The organism is Xanthomonas sp. NCPPB 3570 (genome assembly GCF_056725115.1).
This window is the reverse complement of sequence record NZ_CM161513.1, coordinates 3,088,599-3,105,017: the sequence shown is the minus strand read 5'-3', so window position 1 is coordinate 3,105,017 and position 16,419 is coordinate 3,088,599. Positions and strand designations below refer to the sequence as shown.

16 protein-coding genes are annotated in these 16,419 nt (G+C 70.6%); 13 read left to right on the top strand and 3 right to left on the bottom strand.

Annotated elements, in window-relative coordinates:
• Positions 1–68 precede the first annotated feature (68 nt).
• From bfr to AC1PLR_RS13505, 11 genes are all read left to right on the top strand, one after another.
• Complete coding sequence (bfr, locus tag AC1PLR_RS13555) at positions 69–560, top strand: bacterioferritin (RefSeq protein WP_026143459.1); 492 nt, start codon at positions 69–71, stop codon at positions 558–560.
• 557 nt (positions 561–1,117) lie between these two features.
• A complete protein-coding gene (locus AC1PLR_RS13550) occupies positions 1,118–1,561 on the top strand; it encodes a DUF2147 domain-containing protein (RefSeq protein ID WP_481101318.1) in 444 nt (147 codons plus the stop codon).
• 113 nt (positions 1,562–1,674) lie between these two features.
• A complete protein-coding gene (locus AC1PLR_RS13545) occupies positions 1,675–2,568 on the top strand; it encodes a TorF family putative porin (RefSeq protein WP_481100369.1) in 894 nt (297 codons plus the stop codon).
• Between the two features lie 3 nt (positions 2,569–2,571).
• Positions 2,572–4,215 carry a xylulokinase gene (locus tag AC1PLR_RS13540; RefSeq protein ID WP_481101317.1) on the top strand — a complete coding sequence of 548 codons (1,644 nt, stop codon included), beginning with the start codon at positions 2,572–2,574 and terminating at the stop codon, positions 4,213–4,215.
• Entirely contained in the window at positions 4,202–4,843 is a 642-nt protein-coding gene (locus AC1PLR_RS13535; protein ID WP_481101316.1) for a class II aldolase/adducin family protein, read from the top strand. The genes AC1PLR_RS13540 and AC1PLR_RS13535 overlap by 14 nt, the downstream gene beginning before the upstream one ends.
• 49 nt (positions 4,844–4,892) lie before the next feature.
• Entirely contained in the window at positions 4,893–6,341 is a 1,449-nt protein-coding gene (locus AC1PLR_RS13530; RefSeq protein WP_481101315.1) for an aspartate aminotransferase family protein, read from the top strand.
• Between the two features lie 3 nt (positions 6,342–6,344).
• Positions 6,345–6,983 carry a hypothetical protein gene (locus AC1PLR_RS13525; protein WP_481101314.1) on the top strand — a complete coding sequence of 213 codons (639 nt, stop codon included), beginning with the start codon at positions 6,345–6,347 and terminating at the stop codon, positions 6,981–6,983.
• Between the two features lie 84 nt (positions 6,984–7,067).
• Positions 7,068–8,219: an MFS transporter gene (locus AC1PLR_RS13520; protein ID WP_481103596.1), complete on the top strand. Its 1,152-nt coding sequence runs from the start codon at positions 7,068–7,070 to the stop codon at positions 8,217–8,219.
• A complete protein-coding gene (locus tag AC1PLR_RS13515; RefSeq protein WP_481101313.1) occupies positions 8,209–8,352 on the top strand; it encodes a hypothetical protein in 144 nt (47 codons plus the stop codon). The genes AC1PLR_RS13520 and AC1PLR_RS13515 overlap by 11 nt, the downstream gene beginning before the upstream one ends.
• On the top strand, positions 8,342–9,784 hold the full coding sequence (locus AC1PLR_RS13510) for an aldehyde dehydrogenase family protein (RefSeq protein WP_481101312.1): 1,443 nt from the start codon (positions 8,342–8,344) through the stop codon (positions 9,782–9,784). Before AC1PLR_RS13515 ends, AC1PLR_RS13510 begins: the two co-directional genes overlap by 11 nt.
• Before the next feature lie 146 nt (positions 9,785–9,930).
• Positions 9,931–10,635: a TetR/AcrR family transcriptional regulator gene (locus AC1PLR_RS13505; protein ID WP_481101311.1), complete on the top strand. Its 705-nt coding sequence runs from the start codon at positions 9,931–9,933 to the stop codon at positions 10,633–10,635.
• Between the two features lie 72 nt (positions 10,636–10,707).
• Here AC1PLR_RS13505 and AC1PLR_RS13500 read toward each other — a convergent pair whose 3' ends face one another.
• Positions 10,708–11,598, bottom strand: coding sequence for an SDR family oxidoreductase (locus tag AC1PLR_RS13500; RefSeq protein ID WP_481101310.1), 891 nt, complete (start codon positions 11,596–11,598; stop codon positions 10,708–10,710).
• A gap of 97 nt (positions 11,599–11,695) precedes the next feature.
• Between AC1PLR_RS13500 and AC1PLR_RS13495 the strand changes: the two genes are divergently transcribed.
• Positions 11,696–12,586: a helix-turn-helix transcriptional regulator gene (locus AC1PLR_RS13495; protein ID WP_481101309.1), complete on the top strand. Its 891-nt coding sequence runs from the start codon at positions 11,696–11,698 to the stop codon at positions 12,584–12,586.
• A 56-nt stretch (positions 12,587–12,642) separates the two neighbouring features.
• On the opposite strand, the gene parC is transcribed toward AC1PLR_RS13495, so the two are convergent.
• Positions 12,643–14,886: a DNA topoisomerase IV subunit A gene (gene parC / locus AC1PLR_RS13490; RefSeq protein WP_481101308.1), complete on the bottom strand. Its 2,244-nt coding sequence runs from the start codon at positions 14,884–14,886 to the stop codon at positions 12,643–12,645.
• Between the two features lie 57 nt (positions 14,887–14,943).
• Positions 14,944–15,828: a helix-turn-helix domain-containing protein gene (locus AC1PLR_RS13485; protein ID WP_481101307.1), complete on the bottom strand. Its 885-nt coding sequence runs from the start codon at positions 15,826–15,828 to the stop codon at positions 14,944–14,946.
• Positions 15,829–15,969: 141 nt separating this feature from the next.
• Here AC1PLR_RS13485 and AC1PLR_RS13480 point away from each other — a divergent pair, with 141 nt between their 5' ends.
• Positions 15,970–16,419: a MarR family winged helix-turn-helix transcriptional regulator gene (locus AC1PLR_RS13480; protein ID WP_010343999.1), complete on the top strand. Its 450-nt coding sequence runs from the start codon at positions 15,970–15,972 to the stop codon at positions 16,417–16,419.

Genomic DNA, 16,419 nt, shown 5'->3' with positions numbered 1-16,419 from the left:
CGATTGGAACGCGGCGCGGCGGCATCGGGCACTATGGCGCCCTCAGTCGACCCCACGGAGCCCGCCCCATGAAGGGACACCCCGACGTTGTGCAATGCCTCAAGGAGCTGCTGCGCGGCGAACTGGCCGCGCGCGACCAGTATTTCATCCACTCGCGGCGTTACGAGGACCAGGGCCTGCTGGCGCTGTACGAACGCATCAACCACGAGATGGAAGAGGAGACCGAGCACGCCGATGCACTGCTGCGGCGCATCCTGTTCCTGGAAGGCGACCCGGACATGCGCCCGCATGCCTTCGAACCCGGGCGCACGGTCGAGGAAATGCTGGAGAAGGACCTGAAGGTCGAGTACGAAGTGCGCGCCAACCTGGCCGCGGGCATGAAGCTGTGCGAGCAGCACGGCGACTACGTCAGCCGCGACGTGCTGCTGGCGCAATTGCGCGACACCGAGGAAGACCATGCCTGGTGGCTGGAGCAGCAGCTCGGCCTGATCAAGCGCATTGGCATGGCGCTGTACCAGACCTCGAAGATCGACGGGCACGTGTCCGGCAAGGACGCCTGATCCAGGCGCGCGCCTCCCGATTGCGGGAGGCGCCGATGCATTGAGCGGGGAGTCCCCGCTACCGCGGCCGTGCCATCGCCGGCTGCCTGCGACCGGCCGCTCGTGCCGGTCGCCACCTCTCGCACTGGCCTGCATCGGCAGTGCCGCTCCGTATGCGCGGCGGCCCCACTTTCGATGCCGTGCCGATTGCCGCTGCAGCCTGCTGGCCGCAAACCCCGACCAGCGTTCTGTCCTCCTCGTTTTTTGAAACTGCCGATCGAGTCGGGCGGCGCGCCGCGCTCGGCTGTGGCGTTGGCTGGTGTGGCCGACGCATTCGCCGCATGCACTGCGATGCCGTGACCGTGACGTGCGCCGATGTGTTCGCTGTCGGCTGTTGCGATGCCGCAAACATCGGCTGGCGCACGCAGGGCGCCGCTCAGGTAATCCCTTCAAATCCGGGCGGTTGCGCGCTTCGTCGCGCCTGCGGCGAACGCCGCGCGGACAATGCTTGCAAAACGGTAGTGATCGCTATACGGTAGTTTTCACTACTTAATTGCGCGATGGCGAGGGGGCGTTCGATGCAGGCGAGTCCGGGAATCAAGCGGTACGGCGTGGTCGGTGTGGTCGTAGCGGGGTGGTTGCTGGCGCCGGCTGCGGCAGGCGCCGCATCCGCCTCGGCGCAGGGGCTGTGGCTGACCGCGGCCAAGGACGCGGTGGTGGAGTTCGCACCCTGCGCGGATGCGGCCACGGCCTTGTGCGGACGCATCGTCTGGGACAAGGACGCCGGCACCGCCACCGATACCTGCGGCGTGCAGATCGCACGTCTGGCGCGCGAAGACGGCGACACCTGGCGCGACGGCTGGGCCTTCGATCCGCGCAGCGGCAAGCGCTACAAGGCCACGCTGCGCGCCAGCGGCAAATCGCTGGACCTGCGCGCCTTCGTCGGTGTGGAAGTGCTCGGCGAGACCGAGCGCTTCACCCGCGTGCAGGCGCTGCCCAGCACGCCGGTCTGCGCCAAGTAGTCCACCTGCCGCGCGCGCAACGCGCCGGCGCCATCGACGTGCGGGCCGCCGCCGGTCGCCGCGCGTCCCACCTCAGCGAACCAGGGGAGATTGAGATGACTGCAGTCCGCTTCATGGCGACCCTCGCGGGCGCACTGGCCCTGCACGGCGCGTGCTGCGCCCGGGCCCACGCCCAGCAGGCCGACGCCGATGGCATGGTCAACTACGAGTTCCAGAACCAGATCAAGCTGATGAGCGAGCAGCGCACGCGCGGCGTGTCCGACTCGCTGATGCGCCCGTCGCTGAAGTGGACCACCCAGTTCGTGCACGCCAGCGGCTTCGTCGCGCTGCTGGAGGTGGCCAAGGTCAGCAAGAAACAGTTCCTCGATGGCGACGGCCTGGGCATCACCGCCGCGGCCGGCTACCGCTTCGGCAATCCCGATGCCTGGCATGCCGGTGTCGGCCTGGCCACGGAACGGTTCCCGGGCGCCAGTTTCCTGGCCCCGCATCAGATCGATCTGCAGACCGGCACCCCGGCGGACATCCGCCGCACCGACTACGATAGCAATTTCGGCGTGCTCGAACTCGGCTACGGCGCGGTCGAGGGCCGCCTGTTGTACGTGTTCTCCAAGACCTACCGCGGTGCCGACACCGGTGGCGTGTGCGCGCAGATCCTGCAGTTCGCCGCCGACCCGACGACGGCGCTGCGCTGCTTCGCCCGTGGCGAGCACGACTCGCGCGGCACGCTGCTGGGCGATCTCAACTACCAGACGCCGCTGCTGCCGTCGGTATTGCCGTCGACCACGCTGCGCCTGCACGCCGGCTACCAGAAGCTGCGCAATTTCAGCGAGGGCAGCTTCGCCGACTACCAGATCGGCATCACCCACAAGCGTTGGGGCCTGGACTGGAACCTGGACTGGGTCAGCACCCGGGTCAACGCGCACGAGCTGTACTGGGTGCAGGACGGCGCGCGCATCCGCAAGACCGATGGCGACACCCTGGTCGCCTCGATCGGCTACACGTTCTGACCGATGCGCAGCGAACTGCTCGATGCCGACCGGGGCGGCGACCAGCCACTGGTGCTGGCGGTGGACCTGGGAACCTCCGGCTGCAAGTGCGCGCTGGTCACCCTGGACGGCCAGGTGATCGCCTGGGCGTTCGAGCCGGTGCCGCTGCACGTGCATGGCGTGTGCGCCGAGCAGGATCCGCGCGACTGGTGGAACGCGCTGCTGGTCACCGCTGCGGCGGTGCTGCAGGGGGGCGAGGCGCTGCGCCGGCGGGTGACCGCGGTGTGCTGCTCGACCCAGGGCGAGTGCACCGTGTGCGTGGACCGCGACGGCCGCGCGCTGGGCAACGCGATGCTGTGGCTGGACATGCGCGGGCAGGCGGCGATCGCGCGGCGCCTGCGCGGGCGCTGGCTCAACGTGCGCGGCTATGCGCCGCTGAAACTGCTGCGCTGGCTGCGCCTGAGCGGCGGCGCGCCGGCCGGCAGCGGCAAGGATTGCGCCGGCCACATCGCCTACCTGCGCGACCACGAGCCGCAGCGCTACCAGCGCACGCACAAGTTCCTCAACGCGCTGGACTATCTCAACCTGCGCCTGACCGGGCGCTTCTGCGCCACCGCCGATTCGGTGCTCACCACCTGGGTCACCGACAACCGCGACCCGATGCGCATCCGCTACGACGACGGCCTGCTGCGGCTGCTCGGCATCGAGCGCGACAAGCTGCCGGACCTGGTGGCCTCGACCGAGGTGCTGGGGCCGCTGCTGCCGGGCGTGGCCGCGCAACTGGGCCTGTCGCCGCAGACCCGGGTGATCGCCGGCGCCATCGACAACTCGGCGGTGGCGGTGGCCGCGGCCGTCGAGGACTACGCCGCGCATCTGTACCTGGGCACTTCGTCGTGGCTGGGCGCGCACGTGCCGCGGATGAAGACCGACGTGTTCAGCAATATCGCCGCGGTGCCGTGCGCGGTGAGCGGGCGCTACCTGGCCACCGCGCTGCAGTCCACCGCCGGCGCCAACCTGTCGTTCCTGCGCGACCGCATCCTGTTCCATCCCGACGAACTGCTGCGCGACGAAGAACGCCCCGACGTGTACGAGGTGCTCAACGTCATCGCCGCGCGGGTGCCGCCCGGGGCCAACGGCCTGGTGTACATGCCGTGGCTGTTCGGCGAGCGCACCCCGGTGGAGGACCACAGCCTGCGCGCCGGGCTGGTCAACCTGTCGCTGATGCACACCCGCGAGGACATCATCCGCGCCTTCATGGAAGGCGTGGCGTTGAATACGCGCTGGATGATGGAGCCGTTCGCGCGCCTGCTCGGCCGCGATCCCGGGGTGGTCGCCGCGGTCGGCGGCGGCGCGCAGTCGGACCTGTGGTGCCAGATCATCGCCGACGTCAGCGGCCAGCCGATCCGGCAACTGCACAACCCGATCCAGGCCAATGCGATCGGCGCCACCTTCATCGCCGGCGTGGGCCTGGGCCGGCTGCGCTTCGCCGACCTGCCGGCGCTGCAACGTGCGCGCCGGGTGTACGAACCGTCTGCGGCCACGCGCGGGCTGTACGACGACCGCTATGCGACGTTCCGCGAGTTGCAGCGCACCCTGGCGCCGATCTACCGGCGCATGAATCCCCTTCCAGAGAGCGTGCCGGAGGTGCCCCAGCATGTTTGCCCATGAACAACGCGCGCGCGTGGTCGCGCTGTGCGTGGACCTGTCGCGGCGCGGCTATCTGGCCGGCACCGGCGGCAACGTCGCCTTGCGCCTGGACGCCGAGCGCTTCGCGGTGACGCCCTCGGCCATCGATTACCTGGCGATGCGCGCCGAAGACATCTGCGTGGTGCGCCTGGCCGACCTGCGGCAACTGGATGGCGCCGCCACGCCGTCGGTGGAGACCGGGCTGCATGCGCAGGTGCTGCGCCGCCGGCCCGATGTGGCCTGCAGCATCCACACCCATCAGCCGGTGGCCAGCGCCTGCGCACTGCTCGGTGTGGCGCTGCCGGTGGAGGACCCGGCGTTGCAGGTGACGATCGGCCACAGCGTGCCGATGGTCGGTTACTTCCCGTCCGGCACCGGGCTGTTGGCCTGGCTGCTGGCGCGGCAACTGCGCCCATCGCGCAATGCCTATCTGATGCGCAACCACGGCGTGCTGTGCTGCGGCCGCAGCCTGGAGCAGGCGGTGGCGGCGGTCGATGCGCTGGAGCAGGTGGCGCGCGAACACCTGACACGCCGCATCCGCCGCCGCGCCCTGCACGACACCGGCCTGGCCGCGCCGTTGCGCGCCGTTCTCATTGCCCTGGAGGCCTGAGCGCATGCACGCCCTTTCCGTTTCCGTTCCCCCGAGCCCGGCACCGACCATGAGCCAGACCCCCGCCATTTCGCAGTGGCCCGATGTGGACCAGTTGTACGCGCGCTTCCATGCGCTGGTGAACCAGCCGATGCGTCCGATCGGCGCCGCCGGCATGGCCAAGGTGATGCGCTATTTCGACGCGCGTTGCCAGGGCTCCAAACGCCTGGGCGAGGCGGCCAAGCAGGTCATCCCCGGCGGCGTGCAGCACAACCTGGCGTTCAACCATCCGTTCCCGCTGGCGATGCACAGCGCCGAGGGCGCGTACCTGACCGACGTCGACGGCAACCGCTACATCGACTTCCTGCAGGCCGGTGGCCCGACCCTGCTCGGGTCCAATCCGCCGGAACTGCGCGAACACGTGCAGGCCGTGCTGGACCAGTGCGGCCCGGTGACCGGCCTGCTGCACGAATACGAGGTCAAGCTGGCCGAACTGGTCTGCGCCAGCATGCCGGCGGTGGAGATGCTGCGCCTGCTCGGCTCCGGCACCGAGGCGGTGATGGGCGCGGTGCGCCTGGCCCGCACCCACACCCGCAAGAAATGGATCATCAAGATCGGCGGCGCCTACCACGGCTGGAGCGACCAGCTGGTGTACGGCATGCGCCTGCCGGGCACCGGGCGCATGGAGGCGATCGGCATCCCGCGTGGCGCCACCGCCTACACCCAGGAATGCCACCCCAACGATCTGGAGGCACTGCGCCGCAAGCTGCAGTTCAACCGTTTGCGCGGCGGCACCGCGGCGGTGCTGCTGGAACCGCTCGGGCCGGAGAGCGGCACGCGGCCAGTGCATCACGACTACAACCGGCAGGTACGCACGCTCTGCGACGAGTTCGGCGCGCTGCTGATCTTCGACGAGGTGGTCACCGGCTTCCGGCTCGGCCCGGGCGGCGCGCAGGGCTACTTCGGGGTCATGCCGGACATCACCGTGCTCGGCAAATGCCTGGCCGGCGGCTATCCGATGGCCGGGGCGATCGGCGGCCGCCGCGAGGTGATGATGAGCCTGGTCGGCGGCATCGGCACCACCGCGCGGCGGGCCTTCGTCGGCGGCACGCTGTCGGCCAATCCGCTGTCCTGCGTGGCCGGCTACCACGCCTTGCTGGAGGCGCAGCGCAGTGACGCCGCCGGCCAGGCCGGCCGCGCCGGCGATCGCCTGCGACAGGGCCTGGAGGCGATCATCCGCCGTCTCGGCCTGCCGTACGTGGTCTACAACATGGGCTCGATCGTGCACCTGCAGACCTCCGGCGTGCTGCTGCTGGACACCGGCAACCTGTACAAGCTGTGGCGCGTGCGCAACGAGGCCAAGGAGCGCAAGCACATGATGGAGGAGATGGGCGCGGCGTATTCCGCGCACGGGCTGATCACCCTGGCCGGCAGCCGCATCTACACCAGCCGCGCCGATACCGATGCGGTGGTGGACGAGGCGCTGAATCGCTTCGACGACGTGTTCAAGCTGGTGTAGCGCATGCCCACTCTCTCGCACATCGAAGCGCTGTGGCTGCAGACCCGCGAGCGGCTCGCCGCCAAGCGCCTGCTCGGCGATGATGCGGCGGCGCTGGCGCTGCGTTGTCCTGGCACCACGGCGATGTGCTGCGGCGCGCGCGATGCGGAGCGGCCGCAGTGGCTGGACTGGCGCGACCCGGCGCTGCCGCTCTCGGCGCAGGTGCACGCGCAGGTGTACGCGCGGCGTCCGGATGTCGGCGCCAGCGCCTGGTCGGCCGGCGTGTTCGGCCTGCGCTTGGGCGACGTCGGCGGCGTGCTGCCGCAGGTGTTCGACGAGCAGGCCCGACACATCGGGCCGATGCCGGCGCCGTTTCCTGCGGTCGACGCGTTGGCGACGGCCGCGCCGGGCAGCGGCAGCGTCTTGCTGTTTGGCGCACGCCCGCTGTGTCTGGGCATCACCGCGCAGCGGCTGGCGTTGAACGTGGAATTGTTCGAAAAATGCGCCAAGGCCTACGTCCTCGCCGCGGCCACCGGCGGCCGGGTGCGGGAGCTGCCCTGGTGGGTCCGGCGCATCGCCAACGGGCGCCTGCGCAAGGACCAGCGGCGTGCCGCCGCGGCTTTCGCGGCGGGCGAATTGCCTGCCGAAAGCAAAGGCTACTGAGGGTCCACTGCGATGACCGCCATGCCATCCCCGTCTTCCAGCGCGGCAAGCGCCGTCCAGGCCACGCGTCCGCTCGCGGCGGCGTTGTCGATCGGCGCCATCGCCCTGCTGATCCTCGGCGTGCAGCCGATCGTGCTCGGCGCGCTGGTCGAGCAGCGCCTGATCACGCTGCCCGGTGTGGGCGTGGTGGCGATGGGCGAGATCATCGCGCTGGGCATCGGCGTGGCGTTGGGCGATGCGCTGCTGCCGGTGTCCTGGCAGCGTGCCACGGCGATCGTGGCGGCGTTGCTGGCCGCGGCGCTGAACCTCGCCACGGTGCAGGCGCAGGGCGATACGGCCTTCGTCGCGCTGCGTGCGGCCGCCGGCCTGGCCGAAGGGGTGTTGGTCTGGGTGGCCACGGTCAGCATCGTGCGTGCGGCCACCCCGGACCGGGTCACCGCGGTGTTCATGGTGCTGCAGGCGCTGGCGCAGATCGCGCTGGCGGCGGCGCTGGCGCTGTGGGTGTTGCCGGCGGCCGGCTGGAAGGGCGGTTTCGTCGCGATGGCCGCGACCTGCCTGCTGGTGCTGCCGCTGGCGGCGGCACTGCCGGCAGCGGCGAGCCAGGCCCCCGCTGCCGGCGCCCAGTGCACGACGACCGCCACCGCCAGGCTGCGCTGGTCGCCGGCGACGCTGGCGCCGCTGCTGGTAGCGTTCCTGCAGATGTCGGCGATCGGCGCGTTGTGGGCCTACCTGGAGCCGCTGGCGCTGCGCGCGGGACTGGACGCGCACGCGGCGCAACTGCAGACCTCGTGGGTGCTGGGCATGCAGATCGTCGGCGGGCTGGCGGCGATTTACTGGGTGCGGCGGCTGTCGGTGACGGCGACGCTGACCCTCGGCAGCCTGGCGCTGTGCCTGGTGGCCGCGGCGATGTACCGGGTTCCCGGCGCGCCGGCACTCGGCTTCGCCGCGGTGTGCGTGGCGTTCGGCTTCGCCTGGATGTTCCTGATGCCGTTCCATGTCGGCCTGGCGCTGCGCGCCGATGCGCAGGGGCGGGTGGCGGTGCTGGTGCCGGCCGCGCAATTGATCGGATCGGCCTGCGGGCCGTTGCTGGCCTCGCTGCTGCTGCACGCCGACGATCCGGCGCCGGTGCCGCTGGTCGGCCTGGGCTTTGCTTTCGCCGCGGCGCTGCTGGCGTTGTGGATCGGCCGGCGGCAACGCCATGCGACTGCCTTGCAGGCCGGCTCGCATGCAGGGTGATGGGCGCCATGCGCGTGCGCTGATCGCCGCCGCGATGCGTGCCGGCATGCCGCGCGTGGCGCAGGGCAGGGCGCTGCTGCGTGCAGCGGGGTCGCCGACCTCCGCCAGGCAGGAGAACGGCGATGTCGCCTGAGCCCGTGCAGGACACCGCGCCGGACACGATCGCGGCGCTGTTCGCCGCGCAGCAGGCCACCGCGCTGGCCTGGCGCGGCGCCTCGGCGAGCGCGCGACGCGCCCGCCTGCGTGCGCTACGCGATGCGCTGCTGGCGCGACGGCAGGCGCTGATCGCCGCCTTCGCCGCCGATTTCGCCAAGCCGGCGCTGGAAGTGGAGTTGACCGAAGTGCTGCCGGTGGTCGACGAGATCGCCACCGCGATCGCGCAGTTGCCGCGCTGGATGCGTCCGCGCAAGGTCTCGCCCACCTTGCTTGCCCTGGGGACGCGCGCGCGCATCGCGTTCCAGCCCAAGGGTCGCTGCCTGATCATCGGGCCCTGGAACTACCCGGTCGCCACCGTGCTGGGGCCGCTGGTGTCGGCGTTGGCCGCCGGCAACACGGCGCTGATCAAGCCATCCGAATTCACCCCGCAGGTCAATGCGGTGCTGCAGGCGGTGCTGGACGAGGCATTCGCGCCGGAAGAGGTGGCCCTGGTGCAGGGCGGTGCAGCCACCGCGCAGGCCTTGCTGGCCTGTCCGTTCGACCATGTGTTCTTCACCGGCTCGGCGGCGGTGGGCCGGCAGGTGATGGCCGCGGCGGCGCGGCAGCTGACGCCGGTGACGCTGGAACTGGGCGGCAAGTCGCCGGTGATCGTCGACCGCAGCGCCGACCTGCGCCGCGCCGCCGAGGTGATCGTCTGGGCCAAGCTGGTCAATGCCGGACAGACCTGCATCGCCCCGGATACCTTGTTCGTGCATCGCGAGGTCAGCGCGCGCCTGCTCGAACACTGCCGCGCCCTGCTGGTGCAGCGCTACGGTGCCGACGCGCAGGCGGTCGCCGCCAGTCCGCACCTGGCGCGCATGATCCACCCGGCCCATGCCGCGCGCGTGGCCGCGCTGATCGACGAGGCGCGCGCCAATGGCGCGCAACTGCTGGCCGGTGGCGAGCACGACGCGGCACGGCGCTACGTGGCGCCGACGCTGCTGGCGCAGGTGCCGGCGCAGGCGCGCATCGCGCAGGAAGAGATCTTCGGCCCGGTGCTGCCGGTGGTCGAGTTCGAGCACCTGGAAGAGGTGCTCGACCGACTCGATGCCGCGCCCAAGCCGCTGGCGCTGTACCTGTGGAGTCGCGACCGCGCCGGCATCGCGCGGGTAGTGGCGCGCACCAGTTCCGGCAGTGCGGTGGTCAACCACTGCCTGCAGCAGTTCGTGCACAGCGGCCTGCCGTTCGGCGGGGTCGGCGCCTCGGGATTCGGCAGCGCGCACGGCGTGCACGGTTTTCGCACCTTCTCGCACGAACGCGCGCTGCTGCACGGCGGGCGCCTGCCGATCGTCAAGGCGTTTTTCCCTCCGTACACTGCCTTGCAGCAGCGCTTGGCCGCCGGCCTCAGCGGCTGGCTGGCGCGGCGCTGAGCGTCGCTGCCGATGGGCCAGGGACGGCGCGCGGTAAGATGCGATGTCGGCGCGTGCAGCGGCGCTGCGGCGCATGACGCGCACGCAGGACCGCGGCGATGCGCGCCGCCACGCGGCCTCTGCCGCGCCATCACCATCGAGATCCCATGCCCGCCGACACGCCGCGCCCCCCCGCACCGCACCGCCCGCGCCTGACCGGGAACAAGGTGCCGGCCCAGCATCGCGCCACCGAGACCTACGAACAGATCCTCTCGGTCACCGCGCAACTGCTCGGCGACGTCGGCGTGGAGCGGCTGTCCACCAACCTGGTGTGTGCGCGGGCCGGGCTGACGCCGCCGGCGCTGTACCGCTATTTCCCCAACAAGTACGCGCTGCTGTCGGAACTGGGCCGGCGGCTGATGGAGCGGCAGAACCAGCTCATCCCCAAGTGGATCACCCTGCAGGCGATGAGCGGCACGCGCGAGGACCTGCAGCGTGCGCTGGCCGGACTGGTGCTGGATACCTACCGCGTCACCAAGGCGACCGAGGGCGGTGTCTGGGTGCTGCGCGCATTGCGCGCGGTGCCGGCGCTGCAGCAGGTGCGCCTGGATTCGCATGCGCAGGTGACCAAGGGCCAGGTGCGCTTCCTCAGCGAGGCCTTCCCCGACGCCGACCCGCGCCAACTGCGCCTGGTCAGCCGCATCGTGGTCGACCTGATCTATGCGACCGTGGAGTTGCTGTTCGACACCCGCCTGAGCGCCCGCGCGGTGGCCGATACGGTGGCGGCGATGATCGCCAGCCATATCGAACAACTGCGCGACGGCGCGGCGGCGGATGACAGCGCGAAGCAGGCGTCGACAGACGCCGCTTGAGCCAGCAGCGACGCGTCCGCAGACAAGGCGCGGCACCCGCAGGACGCTGTACATGCCGCCCCGACCGCGCGGCTAGGCGGCGAACTTGCCTGCGTCGAGATCCGCGATCAGCGTCGGGCCGGTCGGCGTCCAGCCGAGCCTGGCCTGGGTCAGCGCGCTCGAGGCCGGCATGTCGAGTTGCACGAACATCGCCATCCAGCCGAAATGCGCGGCCGCCTCGCCTGGCGCGATCGACACCACCGGCAGCCTCAGGCCGCGCCCCAGCGCCTCGGCGATCTCGCGGCTGCGGATGCCTTCCTCGCCCACCGCGTGATAACGCGCGCCCGGCTGCGCCCTCTCGATCGCAAGACGATACAGCCGCACCACGTCGGACAGGTGGCCGGCCGGCCAGCGGTTGCTGCCGTCGCCGACATAGGCGACCACGCCCTTGTCGCGCGCGATCGCCACCAGCGGGGTGACCAGCCCTTGCCGATACGGGGTATGGACCTGCGGCAGCCGCATCACCGAGACATTGACCCCGGCCTCGAGCAACGCGTTGCCGGCCTGCTCGGAGGCGATGCGCGGATTCGGATGGGTGGCGTTGAACACGTCCTCGCTGGCCGGCGCGCCGTGTTCGCCGCTGCCCACGCCGGTGCCCGAGGTGATCAGCAGCGGGCGATCGGAGCCGTGCAGCGCCGCGCCGAGGGCCGCGATCGCGCGTCTGTCCTTCTCGCAGTTCGTGGCGAAGTTGCTGAAGTCATGATCGAACGCCGCGTGGATCACCGCATCGGCCTGCGCGGCGCCACGCGCCAGGCTGTCCGGATCCTCGAGCGTGCCGTGGTGGACCTCGGCGCCTGCCGCGCGCAGGGCCTGTGCGCCGGCCTCCGAGCGGGTCATGCCGAGCACGCGATGGCCGGCCTGGAGCAGCTCGGGAACCAGCGCCGAGCCGATGAAACCGGTCGCGCCGGTCAGAAAGATACGCATGGTGCACTCCGTTGTGTCGGTGCGAGCGACTCTCCGGCATCGGCGTATCCCGTTAAAGTAGTGACGTCATCGTAGTAAAGCGACTAACAGGCTCGCCATGCATTCCGATCCAGCCCATTCCCTGGGCGACTTCCTGCGCAGCCGCCGGACCCGGCTCGATCCCGCCAGCTTCGGCTTCTCCGGCCGTCGGCGCACGCCGGGCCTGCGCCGCGAGGAAGTCGCGCAGCGCGCCAACATCAGCCCGACCTGGTACACCTGGCTGGAACAGGGGCGTGGGGGCGCGCCGTCGGCGCAGGTGCTGGAGCGCATCGCCGGCGCGCTGCTGCTGACCGAGGCCGAACGCGACCACCTGTTCATGGTCGCGCTGGGGCGCCAGCCGGAGGTGCGCTACCGCGCGGTGGCGGGGGGCGACCCGCGGCTGCAGCGCGTCCTCGATGCGCTGGAAACCAGTCCGGCCATCGTCAAGACGCCGACCTGGGACGTGGTGGCCTGGAATCGCGCGGCGGCGGTGGTGCTGACCGACTACGGCCAGCTCCCCGTCGGCGAGCGCAACATCCTGCGCTTCCTGTTCTGTCATCCCGCCACGCGTGCCAAGCAGCACGATTGGGCGAGGGTGGCACGCTTCGTGGTGGGCGCGTTTCGTGCCGACGTGGTGCGTGCGGGCATCGCGTCGGACGCGGCGGCCCTGGTGACCGAACTGTGCGCGCGCAGCGCCGAGTTCGCGGCCCTGTGGCACGACCACGAGGTGTTGAGCCACGGCGAGGGCGATGGCGAAAAGCGTCTCAGGCATCCGCTGCTCGGCGAGATCGCGCTGGAGTACTCGGCCTTCGCCGTCGATGGCCGGCCGGACCTGGGCATGATCGTCTACACGCCCGTCGATGCCGGCGTGGCCGCGCGGATCCGCGCGCTGGCGACCGCGCAGGTTGCGGCCGAGGGTGCGCGGACCGACGCGGCGCCGGCATCTGTGCGACCTGGCGAAACGACTTAGAGAAACGGCGCGCACGCTGTCGCGCCGTCCTCTGGGCCCTGCCTGCGAGGCGGTGCTTACTCCACCGCCAGGTCGTCGACCTTCTGCCAGCCGCGCGGCAGCAATCCGCCGCGGCTGGCGCGGGCGCCGAGGTAGGCGTCCAGGTCCTTGAACGACAGCGACATGGTGCGCTGGCCGCTCTTGACCAGCAGCGTGTTGCCCGGCGCCACCGCGGCGATCGCCACCACCCGCTCGGTGCTGAGCTTGGCCTTGGGGATGTCGATGATCTTGTTGCCCTTGCCCTTGTCCAGCTCGGGCAGGTCGGCGACCGGGAACGCCAGCAGGTGGCCGGCGCTGGTGACCGCGACGATGCGGTCGCTGCCGGCGCCGCTCACCGGCGCGGGCGGCAGCACCTTGGCGTTCGGGGTCAGGTTGAGCATGGCCTTGCCGGCCTTGTTGCGGCTGGTCAGGTTCTCGAAGCGGGTGACGAAGCCGTAGCCGTGCGAGGACGCCAGCACCAGGCGGGAATCGCTCTCGCCGCTTGCCAACGCCTGGAACGACGCACCGGCCGCGGGCGAGAAGCGTCCGGTCAGCGGCTCGCCGTTGCCGCGCGCCGAGGGCAGGGTGTGGACCAGGGTCGAATAGGCGCGGCCTTCCGAATCCAGGAACGCCACCTGCTGCGTGCTGCGCGCGCGCACCGCCGCCAGCAGGCCGTCGCCGTCGCGGTAGGACAGCGCCGCCGGGTCCACGTCGTGGCCCTTGGCCGCACGGATCCAGCCCTTCTCCGACATCACCACGGTCATCGGCTCGCTCGGCACCAGCTCGGTCTCGTCGATGGCCTGGGCCGCGCCGCGCTGCACCAGCGGCGAACGCCGCGCATCGCCGAACTTCTTGGCGTCGGCCATCAGCTCGTCCTTGATCAGCTTCTTCAGCTTGGTCTTGCTGGCCAGCACCGCCTGCAGCTGCTCGCGTTCCTTGGCCAGCGCGTCCTGCTCGCCGCGGATCTTCATCTCTTCCAGCCGCGCCAGCTGGCGCAGGCGCGTTTCCAGGATGTAGTCGGCCTGTTCCTCGCTGAGTCCGAAGCGCGCGATCAGCGCCGGCTTCGGCTCGTCCTCGGTGCGGATGATGCGGATCACTTCGTCCAGGTTGAGGAACGCGGTCAGCAACCCTTCCAACAGGTGCAGGCGGCGCTCGACCTTCTCCAGCCGGTGGTTGAGGCGGCGCACCACGGTGTCGCTGCGGAAGCGCAGCCATTCCTCCAGCAGGGTCTTGAGGTTCTTGACCTGCGGGCGGCCGTCCAGGCCGATCACGTTGAGGTTGACCCGGTAGCTGCGCTCCAGGTCGGTGGTGGCGAACAGGTGACCCATCAGCTGCTCGGCGTCGACCCGGTTGGAGCGCGGCACCAGCACCACCCGCACCGGGTTGGCGTGATCGGACTCGTCGCGGATGTCTTCCAGCCACGGCAGCTTCTTGGCGCGCATCTGCTGCGCGATCTGCTCGATCACCTTGGACGGCGACACCTGGTAGGGCAGCGCCGTGACCACGATGTTGGCGTTTTCCTTCTGGTAGGTGGCGCGGGCGCGCACGCTGCCATGGCCAGTTTCGTAAATGGTGCGCAGGTCGGCGGCCGGGGTGATGATCTCGGCGGTGGTCGGGTAGTCCGGGCCGCGCACGTGCTCGCACAGGTCGGCGACGCTGGCATCGGGGTCGTCGAGCAGGCGGATCAGCGCGCTGACGATCTCGTTGAGGTTGTGCGGCGGCACGTCGGTGGCCATGCCCACGGCGATGCCGGTGGTGCCGTTGAGCAGCAGGTGCGGCAGCCGCGCCGGCATCCAGGTCGGCTCGTCCAGGGTGCCGTCGAAGTTCGGCGACCAGTCCACCGTGCCCTGGCCCAGTTCGCCCAGCAGCACTTCGGCGATCGGGGTCAGCTTGGACTCGGTGTAGCGCATCGCCGCGAACGACTTCGGGTCGTCGGTGGAGCCGAAGTTGCCCTGGCCTTCGATCAGCGGGTAGCGGTAGGAGAACGGCTGCGCCATCAGCACCAGCGCTTCGTAGCAGGCGCTGTCGCCGTGCGGGTGGTATTTGCCGATCACGTCGCCGACGGTGCGCGCGGACTTCTTCGGCTTGGCCGTCGCGTTCAGGCCCAGCTCGCTCATCGCATAGATGATGCGCCGCTGCACCGGCTTGAGCCCGTCGCCGAGGAACGGCAGGGCGCGGTCCAGCACCACGTACATGGAGTAGTCGAGGTAGGCGCGTTCGGCGTATTCGCGCAGCGGCAGCTGCTCGAAACCATGGAAGGCGGGGCGGGCGAGATCGGTCATGCGCAGGAAGTACCTATAGGGGAACGCGGCGCCAGGCGCCGCAGGTCAGCCGGTCGATTATCCGGATGCGGCTGGCGATGCCAAGCCGCGCGTGCCACCGGCGCTGGCCAGGTAACGGGCCGGAGGATGGCCGAAGCGGCCGCGAAAGGCGGTGACGAAGGCGCTGGGGCTGCTGTAGCCCAGGCGGAAGGCGGCGTCGGCGACGCTGGCGCCGTCGCTGAGCCGGCGCAGCGCCTCGGCCAGCCGCGCCTGCTGGCGCCAGCCGGCGAAGCCGAACCCGGTCTCGTCGCGGAAGTGCCGGCTCAGGCTGCGCGGCGACAGTCCGGCCCAGTGCGCCCACTGCGCCAGCGAGCGGTCGTCGGCGGGGGTCTCCAGCAACTGGGTGGCGATGCGCAGCAGGCGCCGGTCGCGCGGCATCGGCAGGTGCAGGTGCTCGACCGGGGCGTTGCGCACCTCGTCCAGCAACACCGCGCACAGGCGCTCCTGTTCGGCCTCCAGCGCCAGCGGTACGCCCCACTGGGTCATCCGCCGCAGCACCTCCCGGAACAGGCCGTTCATGCCGATCACGCAGGTCCGCGGCGGCAGGTCGGCGCAGACGTCGGGGCGGAGCAGCACCAAGTAGCTGCGCACCCGCCCGGACACCTGCACCGTGTGCAGTTCCTGCGGCGGCATCCAGCCGGCGCAGCCCGGCGGCAGCGACCACTGGCCGTGGGCGGTACGCGTGCCCAGCACGCCGTCCTCCACGTAGATCAACTGGCCGCGCAGGTGGCGGTGCCAGTCCACCTCGCGCCGCAGCGACACCGGCGAATGCGCCAGAAAGGCCAGCGCGGGTGGCCCATCGGCGCGTTCGAACCACTCCATGGCGCGCGGGTCCAGGGCACTGTCGGATCCGTTTGCGACCGGGGAGGGCACGGCGTGGGTTGGCGCGATTTCGATATCCATTGTCCCGATTGTAATACCGAGCCAGGCCCGGCCGCCGCTACAGTGCGCTCGCCGTCAGCGTTCCTTCGTTGCAACGCAGCATCTAATTTCCATGGGGATATTTTCTTGACATATATTTCTAAATGAAAATAATAGGCGCCCATGAACTGCGCTCCCTCCCTGCCTGGCCCGCCCTCGTTCGGCCTGCTCCTGCGCCAGGTGCGTGACGGCCTGATGCGCCGCCTCGACCAGGCCATGACCGGGTTGGAGCCGGAACTGGGCTTCAGCCACTACCTCGGCATGAAGGCCCTGGCCTACATGGCGCCATGCACCGCCAACGAACTGGCCCAGGCCATCGACCAGAACCCCAGCGCGGTGACGCGCCTGCTGGACAAGCTGGAAGACCTGGGCTGGGTGCGCCGCGAGGCGCATGCGCAGGACCGCCGCGCGCTGCAGATCGTGCTCACCGACGACGGCCGTGCGCTGTGGCAGCAACTCAAGCAGCGCGGCGACGACGCCATCGCCGACGCGCTGCGCGATCTGTCCGCCGAAGAGCGCGAGCAGCTGTTCTCGTTGTTGGCCCGCGTCCGCGACTCCCTCAATTCGCACTGA